Genomic DNA, 17,493 nt, shown 5'->3' with positions numbered 1-17,493 from the left:
CCGTTCGTCATGAAGCTTAGTCAAACAACGTTCATGTGCACGCTGTTCAGCACATTCGCTTTCTTTGCCTCTGAAGGACAAGCCCAAACCGCCTGCGAAGTCCGCAAATCTGAGATGGCAGAGCTGGGCAACTGGGAGAACCCAAAGGCACGGCTGAAAGAGCTTTCTCAGATTGAGGTGGAAGGCGAATGCATTGATAACCAACTGGTGGTTCGCGCCCGTGCTTTTACAAGCTGTTCCCCCCGAGACTGCAAATGGGGCTGGGCTGCGGGGCAGTTGAGTTTCTCTGGTGTGTTGACGTTTCGGTTCGGTGGGTTCTTTAAGGCTCAGTATATTGAACTACGGCCAATGGGTCAGCGTATTCAGGCCTATGTGCGGACCGAGAACCATGATCCAACCATTCCCAACAAGACGCGCAGTTACATCCTGATCCGTCAGTAAAGCTGCCTGCTTTGCAGTAGGAGCGTTTGAGCTGCTTTACTTTTTTCCTTGCGTATCTTTTTCCGAAAACCGGTACCCACTTTTCGGAGATACACCAATAAAAAAAGCCGCCTCAGTTTCCTGAAGCGGCTTTCTCTTAATCTGATCAGCTCAGATTACATATGAATTGGCTTTGCAAATGTCGCCATAGCAGCTTCTTTCACTGCTTCGGACATTGTTGGGTGCGCATGACAGGTGCGACCCAGATCTTCTGAAGATCCGCCAAATTCCATCAGAACACATGCTTCGTGGATCATCTCGCCAGCACCGAAGCCAACGATGTGAACGCCGAGAACACGATCTGTTTCTGCGTCAGCCAGAACTTTCACGAAACCGTCGGTGTGCAGCATTGCTTTTGCACGACCGTTTGCAGAGAACGGGAACTTGCCAGACTTGTACTTGATGCCGTCTGCTTTCAGCTCTTCTTCGGTTTTACCAACGCTGGCAACCTCTGGAGAGGTGTAAACAACGCCTGGGATGACGTCATAGTTTACGTGACCAGCCTGGCCGGAGAGCATCTCAGCAACTGCAACGCCTTCGTCTTCAGCTTTGTGAGCAAGCATTGGGCCTGCAATCACATCACCGATCGCATAGATGCCATCAACGTTGGTTTTGTAGTGGTTGTCTGTCTTCACGCGGCCGCGCTCGTCCAGCTCAACGCCTGCTTCAGCAAGGCCGAGGCCTTCAGTGTAAGGACGGCGGCCGATAGCAACGAGAACCACATCAGCGTCCAGAGTTTCAGCTGCTGCTTCACCAGCTGCAGGCTCTACAGTCACCTCCAGAGAGCGACCTTTTTTCTGAACTGCTGTTACCTTGGAGGACAGCTTGAACTTCAGGCCCTGCTTTTTCAGCATACGCATGAACTGCTTGGAAACGTCCGCATCCATTGGGCCAAGGATCTTGTCCATAAACTCAACAACAGTCACTTCAGCGCCGAGACGTGCGTAAACGGAACCAAGCTCAAGGCCGATCACGCCTGCACCAACGACAGTCATGCGGTTAGGCACTTTTTCCAGAGACAGAGCACCGGTTGAAGATACGATGGTCTTCTCATCGATCTCGATGCCTGGCAGAGGCATGACGTCAGAACCAGTTGCGATAACGATGTTCTTGGTCTCAACGATGGAAGTGGAGCCGTCTTCAGCTTTTACTTCTACGCGGCCAGCGCCAAGCACACGGCCAACACCGCTGTGAACGTCGATCTTGTTCTTTTTGAAGAGGTAATCGATGCCGGTTACGTTGCCATCGATGACTTTGTCTTTGTGCGCCTGCATTGCCTTCCAGTCCACTTTTGGCTTGGAAGTTTTAATGCCGAGGGTTTCAAAGCTATGGCTTGCTTCCTCAAACATTTCAGAGGCATGCAGCAGAGCTTTGGACGGAATACAACCGATGTTCAGGCAAGTACCACCATGGGTCTTACGTTTCTCAACAACGGCGACTTTCATGCCGAGCTGAGCTGCCTTGATTGCACAAACATAGCCGCCTGGGCCTGTTCCGATGACAACGAGATCGTAGGACATTTGCTAATCCCTGTAAGTAGTCGGGGGAAGGCAGCGACGAGATAAGTGCGCCAATCACCCTTTAAAGCAAATGTGCCCGGACAGTGCCGGGCACGCTTATATTAGAGGTCCAGAACCAGACGCTGTGGATCTTCAAGGCTCTCTTTAACGCGAACCAGGAAGGTCACTGCCTCTTTGCCGTCAACGATACGGTGATCGTAGGACAGAGCCAGGTACATCATCGGACGGATTTCGACCTGACCGTTGATTGCGACCGGACGCTCCTGAATTTTGTGCATGCCGAGGATACCGGACTGCGGTGCATTCAGGATTGGAGAGGACATCAGGGAACCGTAAACACCACCGTTGGAGATGGTGAAGGTGCCACCCTGCATGTCTGCCATGGAGAGCTTGCCGTCACGACCTTTGCGGCCGAGGTTGCCGATCTCTTTTTCGATCTCAGCGATGGACATCTGGTCAGCATCGCGAACCACAGGAACAACGAGACCCTTCGGTGTGCCAACAGCAACGCCGATATGTGCGAAGTTCTTGTAGATGATGTCGGTGCCATCGATCTCAGCGTTTACAGCTGGGATTTCTTTGAGAGCATGGGTCACTGCTTTGGTGAAGAAACCCATGAAGCCGAGCTTAACGCCGTGCTTCTTCTCGAAGATATCCTTGTACTGCTTGCGCAGATCCATGATCGGCTTCATGTCCACTTCGTTGTAAGTGGTCAGCATAGCCGCGGTGTTCTGAGCATCTTTCAGGCGGCGCGCAATGGTCTGGCGCAGCTTGGTCATGCGAACACGTTCTTCACGAACTTCATCAGCCGGAGCAGATGGTGCGCGAACAGCGACAGGAGCCGGTGCAGCTACTGCTGCAGGAGCAGCGGTTACGCCAGCAGCTACAGCTGCGAGAACATCACCTTTGAGAACCTGACCGCGCTTGCCGGAGCCTGCAACCTGATCAGCGGAGAGGCCTTTTTCAGCCATCATCTTTGCTGCAGATGGTGCAGGAGGCATGCTGGAACCGGATACTGCTGGTGCAGGAGCAGCGGCAGCCTGAGCTGCTACAGCAGCAACTGCTGCACCCTCGCCTTTAGCGATCTTGCAGAGCAGGTTGCCTGGCTCAACAGTTGCGCCAGTTGCCTGAGCAATCTCAACAACAGTACCAGCAACTGGGCTAGGTACTTCCTGAGCAGCTTTGTCAGTTTCCAGTTCAACGAGGATGTCATCAGCCTTGACAACATCACCCACCTTCACGGACCACTCACCAACTTCAGCTTCAGTGACACTTTCACCAGCGGAAGGTACGAGCACTTCAATTGTCTCAGCAGGTGCTGCAGATGTAGCTGGTTCAGCCTTAGCTGCCGGAGCAGCTGCTGCGCCAGCAGCGCCTTCAGCAATAGCGCCAAGAAGTGCGCCAACTTCAACAGTGTCGCCTTCTTTCACGTCGATGCTTTCCAGCTTGCCAGCAACAGGAGCAGGCACTTCAACAGTCACTTTGTCTGTTTCCAGCTCAACGATTGGTTCGTCTGCATTCACCGCATCGCCCGGTTTTTTGAACCATTGAGCGATTGTTGCCTCGGTTACGGATTCACCCAGAGTGGGTACTCGAATTTCCGTCGCCATTGTCTCTATCTCTTTTCGTTTCAGGGCCCCTGAAAGGCCTCTCGGACTTTACCTGATTACGAGGTACTTACTCGGCGAATGCATCGTCGAGGAAAGCTTGTAGCTGAGCCAAGTGCTTTGACATCAAGCCGGTTGCTGTTGCAGCAGCTGGTGGACGGCCAACGTAACGTGGGCGATGCACTTTTGCATTCACATGCTCCAGAACCCATTCAATGTACTGCTGAATGAAGAACCAGGAGCCCATGTTCTTTGGCTCTTCCTGACACCAGACTACGTCTGCATTCTTGAAGCGCGCCATCTCTACACATAGGGATTTGGTAGGGAATGGGTAGAGCTGCTCAACGCGGAGGATGTAAACATCGTTGATGTTACGCTTCTCACGCTCTTCAAGCAGGTCATAGTAGACCTTACCAGTACAGAGGATCACGCGACGGATGTCTTCATCCTTCTTCAGCTCAACAGTTGAACCTGGGTTCGTCTGAGCATCATCGTGAAGGAGACGGTGGAAGCTCTCGTCCGCGCCAAAGTCTTCCAGCTTGGAAACTGCTCGCTTGTGGCGGAGCAGAGACTTCGGTGTCATCAGAACGAGTGGCTTACGAATGTCACGCTTCAGCTGACGGCGCAGGATGTGGAAGTAGTTTGCAGGCGTTGTACAGTTCGCAACCTGCATGTTGTCTTCCGCGCACATCTGCAAGAAGCGCTCAAGGCGTGCAGAGGAGTGCTCTGGGCCCTGGCCTTCGTAGCCGTGTGGCAGCAAGCAAACCAGACCGGACATACGCAACCATTTACGCTCACCAGAAGAGATGAACTGGTCGAACAGCACCTGAGCACCGTTTGCGAAGTCGCCGAACTGTGCTTCCCACATGGTCAGCGCGTTTGGCTCAGTCAAGGAGTAACCGTATTCGAAGCCCAACACCGCTTCTTCAGAAAGCATGGAGTTGATTACTTCGTAGCGGCCCTGCTTTTCACCAACGTGGTTCAGCGGGATGTAACGGCCTTCGTCTTCCTGATCGTAAAGAACGGAGTGACGCTGAGAGAAAGTACCGCGCTCACAGTCCTGACCAGACAGGCGAACGGAATGGCCTTCTTTCAGAAGAGAACCGAATGCGAGCGCTTCACCCATTGCCCAATCGATACCTTCACCGGTTTCGATCATTTTGGCACGGTTGCTCATAAAGCGACGGATGGTGCGGTGTGCGTTGAAGTCGTCCGGCACGGAAGAGAGCTTCTCGCCGATAGCCTTCAGATCTTCGAAAGGCATGCCTGTAGAACCACGGCGTGGCTCGTCGACTTCCTTAGCAACCTTCATCTTAGACCAGCGACCATCCAGCCAGTCAGCCTTATTTGGCTTGTAGGTCTGGCCAGTTTCGAACTCACGGTCCAGATGCGCACGCCAGTCAGCTTTTGCCTTCTCAACGTCTTCAGCGGACATCAGGCCTTCTTTGACCAGCTTGTCAGCGTAGATCTGCAGAGTTGTCGCGTGCTTACGGATCTTGCGGTACATGATTGGCTGCGTGAACGCAGGCTCGTCGCCTTCGTTGTGGCCGAAGCGACGGTAACAAATCATGTCGATCACAACCGGCCGACCGAACTTCTGACGGTACTCAATCGCAATCTTCGCAGCGTAGGTAACAGCTTCTGGATCGTCGCCGTTTACGTGGAAGATTGGCGCTTCAATCACTTTCGCCACATCAGAAGGATATGGAGAAGAGCGTGAGAAACGTGGATTGGTTGTGAAGCCGATCTGGTTGTTAATGATGAAGTGGATGGAACCACCAGTACGGTGACCGCGCAGTGCGGACAGACCGAAACATTCAGCAACAACACCCTGACCAGCGAATGCAGCATCACCGTGCAGAAGCAGCGGAAGAACGTTGTCACGCTCAACTTCCGTTGTTTCTTTCCAGTCTGCCAGCTGGTCCTGTTTTGCGCGTACCTTACCCAGAACAACCGGGTTTACGATCTCAAGGTGAGACGGGTTCGCAGTCAAAGACAGGTGAACGTTGTTGTTGTCAAAGGAACGGTCAGAAGATGCACCGAGATGGTACTTCACGTCGCCGGAGCCTTCCACATCATCAGGAGCGTAGGAACCGCCCTTGAACTCGTGGAAGATTGCCCGGTGAGGCTTGCCCATCACCTGAGACAGAACGTTCAGGCGGCCACGGTGTGCCATGCCCAGAACGATGTCCTGTACGCCAAGAGCACCACCACGCTTGATGATCTGCTCAAGTGCAGGGATCAGTGCTTCGCCACCGTCCAGACCAAAACGCTTGGTACCGGTGTATTTTACGTCGAGGAATTTCTCGAAGCCTTCAGCCTCAACCAGTTTGTTGAGGATCGCCTTCTTACCTTCCGGAGTAAAGGCAACATGCTTGTCCGGACCTTCGATGCGCTCCTGAAGCCATGCTTTTGCAGCAGGATCAGAGATGTGCATGAACTCAACACCAAGGGTGGAGCAATAAGTCCGTTTCAGAATGTCCAACATCTCGCGGATGGTGGCGAATTCCATACCCAGAACGTTGTCCAGGAAGATCTTCCGATCCCAGTCCTGTTCAGAGAAGCCATAGGTCGCGGGATGCAACTCTTCGTGGTCACCAGGAACAGCCAGACGGAGCGGGTCAAGATCAGCATGCAAATGGCCGCGCATACGGTATGCACGGATCATCATGATAGCGCGGACACTGTCACGTGTTGCCTGCAGCACCTGATCTTCGGTTAGCTCGACGCCATTTTTCTTGGCTGTGGACTTGATCTTCTTGCTGACTTCTTTCTCAGCAGGCCAATCGCCATCAAGAGCTGAAACCAGTTCACCGTTTGCTGGAACTGGCCAGTCAGAACGCTTCCAGGTCGCTCCACGAGCTTCCTTGATTACGTCCTCTGGATTGTCCTGAAGCGAAGAAAAGAATTCTTTCCACTCGGGATCGAGTGAATTCGGGTTTTCCTGATATTGAGCATAAAGCTCTTCAATATAAGGAGCGTTGGCGCCGTATAGAAACGACGTCAGCGCGAATACGTTGTTCGCGTCCTGCCGAGCCATCGTTTTTAAGCGGACTTTTGATCCGCCCTACTTTCTTTGGGCGGGTGTCACACACCACATACCCTTGGGTCCCGCGACTGACAGTAAGCCTGGGGACTTACTGCCTCCTCAAGGACTGTCGATGAAAGTGATTCACCGACAGTCGATTTAGTATGCCTCCTAAATAGTGTAGGAGGTGTAATTTTTAAGCGCCCTGCTTCAATTCTTCGAGAAGAGCAACAAGGGTTTTGCCAAGCTTCGCAGGAGATGGAGATACACGGATACCCGCATCTTCCATTGCTGCGATCTTGTCATCTGCACCACCTTTACCGCCAGAGATCACAGCACCTGCGTGACCCATGGTACGGCCTGGAGGCGCTGTACGACCTGCGATGAAGCCAACCATTGGCTTCTTGCGGCCTTTAGCAGCCTGTTCTTTCAGCCACTCAGCAGCTTCTTCTTCAGCAGAACCACCGATCTCACCGATCATGATGATGGATTCTGTTTCTGGGTCGTCCAGGAACAGGTCCAGCATGTCGATGAACTCGGTACCCTTAACCGGGTCACCACCGATACCAACAGCAGTGGTCTGGCCGAGGCCTTCTGAGAAGTCTGGAACACAGCTTCATAAGTCAGGGTACCTGAGCGGGACACGATGCCAACATTACCCTTTTTGAAGATAGAACCAGGCATGATGCCGATTTTACATTCTTCAGGGGTCAGAACGCCTGGGCAGTTCGGGCCAAGCAGACGGCTGTTGGAGTTGTCGAGGCGAGCTTTCACCTTCACCATGTCTGCAACTGGGATACCCTCAGTGATACAAACGATGAATGGGATTTCTGCGTCGATTGCTTCGATGATTGCAGCTGCTGCACCTGCTGGTGGAACATAAACTACAGAAGCGTTTGCACCGGTTGCCTCTTTAGCTTCTTTAACGGAAGCGAAGATTGGCAGTTCAGCTGCGGAATCCAGGCCAGAAGACCAGGTTTCGCCGCCTTTTTTAGGGTGTACGCCAGCAACCATTTTGGTGCCGAAGTATGCCAGTGCCTGCTCAGTGTGGAATGTGCCGGTTTTGCCGGTCAGACCCTGAACAATAACTTTGGTGTCTTTATCTACGAGGATGGACATTATGCGACCTCCTTCACAGCAGCTACGATTTTCTGAGCTGCGTCATCGAGATCGTCAGCAGGAATAACATTCATGCCGCTCTCGTTGATGATCTTTTTGCCAAGCTCAACGTTGGTGCCCTCAAGACGCACAACGAGTGGAACCTGCAGGCCAACTTCTTTAACAGCAGCCAGCACGCCTTCTGCGATAACGTCACAGCGCATGATGCCGCCGAAGATGTTAACCAGAATGCCCTGTACGTTTGGATCAGACGTGATGATCTTAAACGCAGAGGTTACTTTCTCTTTGGTAGCGCCTCCACCAACGTCGAGGAAGTTTGCAGGCTCAGCACCATACAGCTTGATGATGTCCATGGTCGCCATAGCGAGACCAGCACCGTTCACCATGCAGCCGATGTTACCGTCTAGAGCAACGTACGCGAGGTCGTGCTTGGAAGCTTCGATCTCTTTTTCGTCTTCTTCGGTCTTATCGCGCAGAGCAACGATGTCTTCGTGGCGGAACAGTGCGTTGCCGTCGAAGGATACTTTCGCATCCAGAACGCGCAGACGACCGTTTTCCATGACGATCAGCGGGTTGATTTCGAGAAGCGCCATATCCTTTTCTACAAATGCTTTGTAGAGGATTGGGAACAGCTTCATGCCGTCTTTGCGTGCTTCACCTTCAAGCTTGAGAGTGTCGCAAAGCGCAGCAGCTTTCTCTTCAGTCACGCCTTCCAATGGATTGATTGGCAGGGTGAGGATCTTTTCAGGAGTTGCGTGTGCAACTTCTTCGATGTCCATGCCGCCTTCGGTGGATGCTACGAAAGCAACCTGACCACAAGTACGGTCTACCAGAAGGGAGAGGTACAGTTCGCGATCGATGTCTGCACCGTCTTCAATGTAAAGACGGTTTACAACTTTACCTGCGTCACCGGTCTGAGCGGTTACGAGGGTGTTGCCAAGCATCTCATTCGCGTGGGACTCAACTTCGTCCTTGCTGAATGCCAAGCGAACGCCGCCCTTTGCGTCTGGGCCGAGTTCCTTGAACTTACCTTTACCACGGCCACCGGCGTGGATCTGGGACTTCACAACCCAAAGCGGGCCAGGAAGTTTATCTGCCGCAGCTTTTGCTTCGTCTGCGGAGAAAATTGCGACACCTTCAGCAACCGGTGCGCCGTATTCTTTCAGGACTGCTTTAGCCTGATACTCATGAATGTTCATCTGCACTTCCCATTCTAAGGGCCCTGCCGGAGCAGGAAGCTAGACTGGCAACGACAATTGCTGCCAGCCTTTCAGATCAAAGCTTGCCTGGCTTATGCCAGAGCAGGCTGGATTTTCTTACAAGCGTCAACGAGACCGTTTACGGAAGCAACGGACTTGTCGAACATAGCTTTTTCATCGCTATTGAGATCGATTTCAATGATACGTTCGATGCCATTTGCGCCGATAACGGTTGGCACGCCAACGTACATATCTTTCTGACCGTACTGACCATCAAGATGAGCCGCACATGGAAGAACGCGCTTTTTATCTTTCAGGTAGCTCTCAGCCATCTGGATAGCAGAAGCAGCTGGTGCGTAGAATGCGGAACCAGTTTTCAGCAGGCCTACGATCTCTGCGCCACCATCACGGGTGCGCTGTACGATTTCTTCCAGACGCTCTGCAGTGAGCCAGCCCATCTTAACAAGATCGGTCAGAGGCACACCGGCAACGGTGGAGTAACGTGTCAGCGGAACCATGGTGTCGCCGTGACCGCCAAGAACGAATGCGGTTACGTCTTCTACGGATACGTTGAATTCTTCAGCGAGGAAGTAGCGGAAGCGCGCGCTGTCCAGAACACCAGCCATGCCGACAACTTTGTTTGCTGGCAGACCAGAGAACTTCTGGAGAGCCCAAACCATTGCGTCGAGCGGGTTGGTGATGCAGATAACGAATGCGTCTGGTGCGTACTTCTTAATACCAGCACCAACCTGTTCCATAACCTTCAGGTTGATTTCAAGCAGGTCATCACGGCTCATGCCAGGTTTACGAGGAACACCTGCGGTCACGATGACGACATCAGCGCCTTCGATACCTTCATAGGTGTTGGTGCCAGACAGACCTGAGTCAAAGCCATCAACCGGAGAAGATTCTGCCAGGTCCAAAGCCTTACCCTGAGGCATACCTTCAGCGATATCGAACAGAACGATATCACCCAGTTCTTTCAGACCAGCGAGGTGTGCAAGTGTGCCACCAATCTGACCAGATCCAATCAAAGCAATCTTGTTGCGCGCCATGAGAAGCTCCCCTTTACGTAACATAGAACCATGATATATGGTGCCTATTTGTCGCAGTGGGTAGCGTTTTTGACGCATGTGCGCAACCCAAATGAAGCACACATCCGCGTTATTTTCCGTAAAATGACGTTTTTTTAGCAGTTTGGATAAGCTCTCAATACGTCATTTCTGAAAATATTTAAATTTTTTCAGTTTTAGGTATTCTGCTCATGCATCAAGTACTCTTCCGAACGCATTTCAATGAGCCGCGAAGCAGTCCGATCGAACTCAAAAGCTTCCGTTCCAGAAGAGGCGACATAGAGGTCTTGCGGCTCTGCGCCTGCCTGAATCACGAGATGGACGTGATTGTCATATAGCGTATCGATCAGATTAATGAATCGCTTAGCCTCATTCCGACGTGTCTTGTCCAGGACGGGCACACCTTCGAGGAAAACTGTGTTGAAAGCATGTGCAATACGCAGATAATCGGATGGTCCCAGCGGGGTGCAGCAGAGCTCCTGGAATGTGAACCAGGCAATCGCGCTACAAGTCCGGCTTACCGGGATTTTCCGACCCTTGTTTTCCAGCTCAACCAGATGGCATTGAAGGCCATAAGTCATGCTGTCCCAGAGCTTCTCCATGCGCTGCAGGCTTTCCGGGCCAAGTGGCTCCAGGTACGTGTCTGAGCCGGAGAGCTTTTCAAGGCGATAATCGGTGGGGGCATCAAGGTGCAGAATATTCATCCGCTCATTCAGAGAACGGATGAATGGAAGAATGTGATTTCTATTCAGTCCGTCCTTATAGAGCTCGTCTGGCACCACGTTTGAGGTGCACACGACAACAACACCAGCCTCGAACAACTTGCCAAACAGTCGGCCGAGCAACATGGCGTCAGCAATGTCCGTGACAGTGAACTCGTCAAAACAAAGGAGGCGCGTTTCGCTGGCGATCTGCTCGGCAATCGGGATGATTGGATCGCGATCCTTGATGGTGCCAGCGCTGATCTGCTTTCGGACGATAAACACGCGGTCATGAACCTCCTCCATGAACTCGTGAAAGTGAGAGCGGTGTTTCTTAGGCTCCGGACTGAGATCGAAGAACAGATCCATAAGCATGGTCTTGCCGCGTCCAACGGAACCCCAGACATAGAGCCCCTTGGTGAACTCCTGCTCTTCCTTGCCCTTGCCAAACAAGCGTCCCAGCAGGCCTTTCTTCTCTTCTGGCTTTCGCTGTGCCATTTCGGCTGTCAAAGCATCAAGAGATTTTGCCACCTGAATCTGCGCTGGGTCTGCTTCCAGATCGCCCCGCGCGACCATTGCTTCATAGTTGGCAAGGACGGTTGTTAGGTTAGACGTATTCTCAAGCACGGAGCTCACATTCCTTAAGCTGATTTTTTGAAGGGCAAATCACCCGGCCCATTGGGCATATTTGCCCATGGCATAATGGAGAGCGCTACCCAGACGCAAGTACAATAGGGTTTATTCGTAAAACCAATGCCTCACATCTCATCAAAATCTACGGCGTACTTGCACAAACACAAAAAGCGCTGCGCCTGATACCAGCGCAACGCTTCTAAACTTATAAAACCATCAACTGATGATTAGCGGGCGAAGTTGATTGGAGCGCCGTTCGCTGTCTGGCCGGAGAAGTTGGTTCCGCCACCAGAAAGGGTCGCTACATTTCCGCCGCCAGCGTCTTTCAGGACAACCTGATTGCCATTCAGATTCCATGCGGAGATCTGAGAGAGTGTTGCATCGCTACAGCCGCGGGTGTTCGCGCGGTAGCCGCCACTCCATTTGGTCAGGGTCATGAAGAGCTTACAGTTGTCGCCGCCTGAAGAAACGCTCCAGCCGCCTAGCAGGTCAGTCCGGCCTACGGAGCCGCCTGTTGCGTTTACGTTTGGAGCAGGTGGTGCAGAAACAACCTGAGAGTTAGCGTTTGCGTCCTGACCATCAACCAGGATCTGGCCTTCAGAGCCTGGCTGACCAGGTGTGATCGGCGACAGCGTCTGGCCTTCGATTGGTGAGATCGGGGAAGCAGGCAACGGAGAGACATAGCTACGGGTATACGTCGTCCGTTGGCACGCCATAGTGGAAAGTGCAATTACAGAAACAAATGCAATCGTCAAACTACGATTCATAGTGGTGTCATCCCAGCCTTGTGAATTAAGGCGTATTAACCATAAAGACCTTAAGAAACTGCCCCTAAAACATGGCAGGTGAAAGGTTTAGCACTCAAAAAAATGTGAGTTTCCCACTGAAACCCCTGTTTCCTAGGGGAAATATGCGAAAATCTGACAACTACGATAAAGCATTGGGCCAGTGAAGCTTAACAAGCGGCACGCCAATTCAGAGAATCACTAGAAAATACCTTAGATGAGATTGCGAGATCTATAGATTCTTTAATTTTGTGGAATGCATCTGTGGCCTCTTTTATGTTTCGCGGCATGTTTTCATCTAGACAGATGTCCCAGTTCATCTTCACAGGTTGCCCAGGCCACATTGGTTGCTTGTCAAGAAGCACGCTTGTCTGAAGGCTTATTATGTAATCGGGCTGGGGTGCGTGCGGCAGCGAAAAAATGGTCCACGGCTTGGGATGGAGGCCACTCTCATCCATTCCATTGGTGAAAAGGACTTTCTGCGTGAGAGATACCATCTCTTCCCGAGGCAAGGGCCCTGCAGAGAAGGCACGCAACTCACCCATGGATGTGTGGTTAAGGTAAGCCTCAGCCGCCAGGCTCAGAAACGAGTTATCTACGCATACAAACAGTACATTTGCCTTGGTCATAGGCACGCCTCCACTGGAGCGCCGGACAGTGTCCAATCATTCGGTGTCATACGGTTCGAGCACTTCATAGTACCCTTTTTCTTCGGATCGATGACAACCGAACGATGCGCTTAAAATAAATGCGATTGATTTTGGATTGAGCGAAGCCAAGGCACAGAAATATTCGCCATATTGACTTCAAACCTAAGTGAACTCAGTTCACTTTGCTTCTCAACGCCTGTATAAAGGCTCCGATTTTCTTGATCTTGTTTGGAGCTTGCACAATGTCTTTTCCTTTATGGACAATTTTGATTGCCGGTCTGATGCCATGGCTATCTGTTCTTCCTGCCAAATTTTCGCGCAAATTCGACAATGCCAATCCAAGAGATCCTGAGTACTGGAAAGAAGGTTTCCGCCTGCGTGCTCGTTCCGCTGAGGTCAACGGCTACGAAGCATTTCCTCTTTTCGCAATTTCAGTTCTCGTTGCCCTTGCTTATGGCGGCAACCCAGACTGGATCGAAAGATTGTGCGGCCTGTTCATCGCGATGCGTCTTCTTTACGTCGCCTGCTATTGGCTCAACCGCGCGACCTTGCGCTCTCTAGTCTGGTTCGTTGGATTGGTCTGTTGTGTTGCGCTGTTCACGTCTCCGGCGTGGTCTTAACAGCAAGCGCTGAGGGTCATAATCCCCGCGATTTCAAGGTATTGTGAGAAAGGTAAAGACCTTTCTTGCGCAAACTGGCGCAGTTCTGCAGTTTCCGCAGCTCAGTAATCGCGAGAAGTAAACAGGCGGCCTTATCAGCCCCTTTAGTTTTTAGGGACGACTGCCCACTTCAGGAAGAATCTATCTGCCTGAGACGCTGTTTCTTGTGTGAACGCGCGTCGACGACGAGCCAACAAGGCGGGCCCGGCCTCCAGCTCTGACAGGATCAGATCATTGATTGCGCCTGCTGGACGAACAACATCCTTGATCATTCCAGCTTCACTGCGCTCAACCAGTTCTTCGATTTCACCGCGAAGGACTGGACGAATGAAGGTCGCTTCCGCGATTTCCATCAAGCGTGAAGGCGGAACGCCTTGATAGCGATTCTGGTTGTACCAGCGCAGGACTAGCGAGGAACGGATAAGATCATAAAGTCGCTCAGGAACGATCTCTGTCAGTGAAACCCCATCGAACCTGTGTTTTTGGCGCTCCAGCCTGTTGTAATGATAGAGGGCGAAACGGACAGGGTCGCAGTACTCAAGTGCGAAGGAAACCAGGGATTTCGGAAACTCATCGTGTCCTGCATATGGATCTTTCAACTGAACCCAATCCAGAGGCTCAGGATTACCCTTTAGCAAAGCGATCAGCGTCTTCTTAAGATCCCATCCAGACACGTTTGCTGGTGTGTTTACGTCAACTTCCAGCGTGTCTTCAGCAGGAAAAAGGGAGAGGTAGTGCTCAATTGACCGAATGTAGATGAACCGGCAATTGGCGTAGTAGTCCTCGGACTTCTTGTTGAGGTAGAGGTGCGAAAGATCGCCCGCGTGCAGAACACGCAGATTTCTCTCGTTTTCCAAATCACGAAAGCTCTTTTCAAGCTCAAAAAATACAGAAGAGCTTTCCGAACCGACCTGTGAAGGTGCACCCACCAATATTGCCTACCTGAAATCTAAGAGGCTTCCCCTCGTTGCACTTACCCTTGAACGCAATTCAGGGCAAGTGCACACGAGCAGTTTGCTCTCTAAGTTTTAGGAAAACAGAGAGGCATTGTGAAGATGTGCGGTGTCTTACTTCGCTTCTTCCAAAAGAGCATCAAATGCGCTCAGCGCCTCGGCAGCGTACATCAGGGAAGGTCCGCCGCCCATGTAAACCGCTACGCCGAGCGCTTCCATAAGCTCTTCGCGGGTTACGCCGTACTTGATGCAAGCTTTTGCGTGGTAGCCCAGGCATGCATCGCAGCGCGCAGCCACACCAATTGAGATTGCGATGAGTTCTTTCTGCTTTGGCTCAAGAGCACCGGTTCCGATCGCGCTTTTCGCGATTTCGCCAAATCCCTTCATTACGCCAGGGATGCCTGGGCGAAGTTCAGCGAGGCGACCGTCGGTTTGTTTCAGAAATTCTTGCCAATTCTCTACAGCCATGCTTCGACTCCTTTTATATTAGATATTACTAATACTAATAATTCACCGAAACCCAACAATGATAAAAATCAAAGAAATCACGCATAACGTATTAATATCATTCGTGTTTTTACATAATTTGCCTGTTAATGTGACGCTAACGTCATTGCAATCTTTACTCAGCTATGATTACTGAAGGAACTCTCGTTTTTTCATTTCGGAAATTAAGATGTCCATCGCAGAAATCCTGACTGCAAAGGGCCGTGCTGCTGATCTTCTCAGCGCTGCCCGTGATGCATTCCTCTCCCAAGGCTACAAGAAGACCTCGGTGAGCGAAATTGCTGATGCCTCAGGCATTTCGATGGCGCACATCTACAACTTCTATCCCAGCAAAATTGACCTTGCCTGTGCAGTGGTTGCTGCTGAGGTGGTGAAGCTTGTGGCACGTCTTGAAACTGCGACTGATCCCAATGCCAGCGCATCTGCACGTCTGAGCAAGTTCCTTTTGATGGAGTTTGAAGAGACATACCGGTTGCTGGAACTTAATCAGGGACTAGCTGACTGCCTGCAAGTGCTTGAACGCAAGCGCCCGGAAGACTTTGAGGAGCTGTTCCGGCTTGTTCGTCAACCGATGCATACTATCCTCCATTCCGGCAACCTTGCTGAAGAGTTTGACCTGCGTGAGGTTAGTCAGGTTGCGCGGAACATCCATGCGGCCACAATGAAGTTCCGCTTCCCTCAGCTACACAGCCAGGAACCGTATGACATTCAGCGCAAAGAGTGCATTGGCGTTATCAAGCTTGTGCTGAAGGGTGTTGAACGGCGCTAGAGAGTCGCTGATTTTTCGTAAACCGCATTCAATGGCGTTGACTGTTTCGTAGGGATTGCAGATTTCGCTCCCTTAAAACTTATAAAACAGCACGTACGCACTTGTCATTTCGAACTAGCATTAACGCAAATTTTCCTTTTTAAAATCAAGCATTTATAAAGATCACAGTTCTAGACTTATTTGTATCAAGTTACCTATCACGTCTGATTTTTTAGCCGTGTCATCCTCTTGCGTATTTTGGGGGAACCAATGAGTCGCTTAAGAGTATTTGCGTTTGCGGTATTGGGATTGCTCGGCTTCAGCAGCCATTCCTATGCTGTTGAATATCCACCCGGTGTTGAGGTGGAAGAACCCTATGAAGTTTATGAGGAAGAAGTTGTCGACGGGCTGATCACCCCGCCTGAGTATGACTGGGATGGTTTTTATCTCGGTGTTCAGGGCGGTTGGGCTCGCCTGCATGGCACGAACCGCTTCAATAACAGTGGCTCTCAGTACAATGGCGGCACTGTCGGTCTGTATGGCGGTTACAACTACACCTACCAGAACATTCTGATCGGCGTAGAAGGTGAAGGTGCCTATTGGGCCTTTGGTGAGCGTTCACGTGGTGAAATGTCCCTGCGCTCCGATTACTTCGCAGCAGCCAAGATCAGAGCTGGCCTGACTTATGATTGGTTTATGGCCTATGTGACTGGTGGTGCAGCGGTTTCTACCTTCCGCGCCTCAAATCCAAACTTTGGCCCCGGCACAGACAGCAACACAATGCTGGGCTGGGTTGGCGGCGCTGGCCTTGAGATGTTTGTCACAGAGCGGATTATCGTGCGCCTCGACTACGAACGCATCGTATTCCCGGGCCGCAGCTTCACCGTAGGCGGTACACGCTTCAAGGAAGACATCGACAGCGATGCAATCCGACTGGGTGTTTCCTATAAGTTCTAGGCTGTATTAGCCCCAAAATGAAAAAAGCCGCCTCATTTCAGTGAGGCGGCTTTTTGTGTTCTGATAGGTCGCTTGAACGCTGATTAGACGCGGCGCTCAACCATCATCTTCTTGATCTCAGCAATTGCCTTTGCAGGGTTCAGACCCTTAGGACATGCCTGAGAACAGTTCATGATGGTGTGGCAGCGGTACAGACGGAATGGATCTTCCAGATTGTCCAGACGCTCACCAGTTGCCTCATCACGGCTGTCGATCAGCCAACGGTATGCCTGCAGAAGGATAGCAGGGCCGAGGTAGCGATCACCATTCCACCAGTAGCTTGGGCAAGAGGTGGAGCAGCAAGCACACAGAATGCACTCATAAAGACCATCCAGTTTCTGGCGATCTTCGTAGGACTGCAGCCATTCTTTTTCAGGCTCAGGTGTGGTGGTTTTCAGCCATGGCTCGATAGAGCGATGCTGCGCGTAGAAGCGCGTCAGATCCGGTACAAGGTCCTTCACAACAGGCATGTGCGGCAAAGGATAAATCTTGACGATCTCGTGGGAACATTCGTCCGCACCCTTTGTACATGCCAGTGTGTTGGTTCCGTCGATGTTCATCGCACAGGAACCACAGATACCCTCACGACAAGAACGACGGAAAGTCAGTGTCGGATCGACCTTGTCCTTGATGTAGATGAGCGCATCCAGAACCATTGGGCCACACTCGTCAGCATCAACGTAGTAGGTGTCGATGCGCGGGTTGCGACCATCGTCTGGAGACCAGCGGTAGATGCGGTACTCACGTACGTTGGTGGCGCCTTCTGGTTTCGGCCAGACCTTGCCCTCTCCCATCCGGGAGTTTTTTGGCAGTTGGAATTCAGCCATAACAGTTA

Annotated in this window: 15 protein-coding genes and 1 pseudogene; 4 read left to right on the top strand and 12 right to left on the bottom strand. The window is 51.7% G+C overall.

What is annotated here, in order from left to right:
• The first annotated feature begins 9 nt into the window (after positions 1-9).
• Positions 10-441 carry a hypothetical protein gene (locus tag PJE062_RS08425; RefSeq protein ID WP_008548639.1) on the top strand — a complete coding sequence of 144 codons (432 nt, stop codon included), beginning with the start codon at positions 10-12 and terminating at the stop codon, positions 439-441.
• Between the two features lie 155 nt (positions 442-596).
• On the opposite strand, the gene lpdA is transcribed toward PJE062_RS08425, so the two are convergent.
• The 9 genes and pseudogenes from lpdA to PJE062_RS08380 all read right to left on the bottom strand — a co-directional run bounded on the left by lpdA (position 597) and on the right by PJE062_RS08380 (position 12,774).
• A complete protein-coding gene (gene lpdA / locus PJE062_RS08420; RefSeq protein WP_008548440.1) occupies positions 597-2,000 on the bottom strand; it encodes a dihydrolipoyl dehydrogenase in 1,404 nt (467 codons plus the stop codon).
• 101 nt (positions 2,001-2,101) lie between these two features.
• Positions 2,102-3,610, bottom strand: a complete 1,509-nt coding sequence (gene odhB / locus PJE062_RS08415) for a 2-oxoglutarate dehydrogenase complex dihydrolipoyllysine-residue succinyltransferase (RefSeq protein ID WP_008548282.1) — start codon at positions 3,608-3,610, stop codon at positions 2,102-2,104.
• Between the two features lie 67 nt (positions 3,611-3,677).
• A complete protein-coding gene (locus tag PJE062_RS08410) occupies positions 3,678-6,647 on the bottom strand; it encodes a 2-oxoglutarate dehydrogenase E1 component (protein WP_008548523.1) in 2,970 nt (989 codons plus the stop codon).
• Between the two features lie 184 nt (positions 6,648-6,831).
• Positions 6,832-7,754 (bottom strand): annotated as a pseudogene (gene sucD, locus PJE062_RS08405) (succinate--CoA ligase subunit alpha).
• Positions 7,754-8,953, bottom strand: a complete 1,200-nt coding sequence (gene sucC, locus PJE062_RS08400; RefSeq protein ID WP_008548594.1) for an ADP-forming succinate--CoA ligase subunit beta — start codon at positions 8,951-8,953, stop codon at positions 7,754-7,756. Before sucC ends, sucD begins: the two are co-directional and overlap by 1 nt.
• A 92-nt stretch (positions 8,954-9,045) precedes the next feature.
• Entirely contained in the window at positions 9,046-10,008 is a 963-nt protein-coding gene (mdh, locus tag PJE062_RS08395) for a malate dehydrogenase (protein ID WP_008548788.1), read from the bottom strand.
• 194 nt (positions 10,009-10,202) lie between these two features.
• Positions 10,203-11,354 carry a cell division protein ZapE gene (gene zapE, locus PJE062_RS08390; RefSeq protein ID WP_008548743.1) on the bottom strand — a complete coding sequence of 384 codons (1,152 nt, stop codon included), beginning with the start codon at positions 11,352-11,354 and terminating at the stop codon, positions 10,203-10,205.
• A 233-nt stretch (positions 11,355-11,587) separates the two neighbouring features.
• A complete protein-coding gene (locus PJE062_RS08385; RefSeq protein ID WP_008548619.1) occupies positions 11,588-12,127 on the bottom strand; it encodes an AprI/Inh family metalloprotease inhibitor in 540 nt (179 codons plus the stop codon).
• Between the two features lie 188 nt (positions 12,128-12,315).
• A complete protein-coding gene (locus tag PJE062_RS08380) occupies positions 12,316-12,774 on the bottom strand; it encodes a low molecular weight phosphatase family protein (protein ID WP_050773872.1) in 459 nt (152 codons plus the stop codon).
• Positions 12,775-13,037: 263 nt separating this feature from the next.
• Here PJE062_RS08380 and PJE062_RS08375 point away from each other — a divergent pair, with 263 nt between their 5' ends.
• On the top strand, positions 13,038-13,415 hold the full coding sequence (locus PJE062_RS08375; RefSeq protein ID WP_008548820.1) for an MAPEG family protein: 378 nt from the start codon (positions 13,038-13,040) through the stop codon (positions 13,413-13,415).
• Positions 13,416-13,558: 143 nt separating this feature from the next.
• Here PJE062_RS08375 and PJE062_RS08370 read toward each other — a convergent pair whose 3' ends face one another.
• Positions 13,559-14,383, bottom strand: coding sequence for a DNA polymerase beta superfamily protein (locus tag PJE062_RS08370; RefSeq protein WP_008548476.1), 825 nt, complete (start codon positions 14,381-14,383; stop codon positions 13,559-13,561).
• A 138-nt stretch (positions 14,384-14,521) separates the two neighbouring features.
• Positions 14,522-14,875, bottom strand: coding sequence for a carboxymuconolactone decarboxylase family protein (locus PJE062_RS08365; RefSeq protein ID WP_008548520.1), 354 nt, complete (start codon positions 14,873-14,875; stop codon positions 14,522-14,524).
• 208 nt (positions 14,876-15,083) lie between these two features.
• Between PJE062_RS08365 and PJE062_RS08360 the strand changes: the two genes are divergently transcribed.
• Positions 15,084-15,683: a TetR/AcrR family transcriptional regulator gene (locus tag PJE062_RS08360; protein ID WP_008548272.1), complete on the top strand. Its 600-nt coding sequence runs from the start codon at positions 15,084-15,086 to the stop codon at positions 15,681-15,683.
• A gap of 249 nt (positions 15,684-15,932) precedes the next feature.
• A complete protein-coding gene (locus tag PJE062_RS08355) occupies positions 15,933-16,619 on the top strand; it encodes an outer membrane protein (protein ID WP_008548630.1) in 687 nt (228 codons plus the stop codon).
• An 83-nt stretch (positions 16,620-16,702) separates the two neighbouring features.
• Here the strand turns inward: PJE062_RS08355 and PJE062_RS08350 are convergent, their stop codons facing one another.
• The gene (locus tag PJE062_RS08350) at positions 16,703-17,485 is read right to left on the bottom strand and encodes a succinate dehydrogenase iron-sulfur subunit (RefSeq protein WP_008548236.1); all 783 of its coding nucleotides are present in this window, start codon (positions 17,483-17,485) and stop codon (positions 16,703-16,705) included.
• Positions 17,486-17,493: the final 8 nt, after the last annotated feature.

The organism is Pseudovibrio sp. JE062, assembly GCF_000156235.1.
Lineage (GTDB): Bacteria > Pseudomonadota > Alphaproteobacteria > Rhizobiales > Stappiaceae > Pseudovibrio.
Note: the sequence above shows the minus strand (reverse complement) of the source record. Positions and strands in the feature narration are given on the sequence as shown.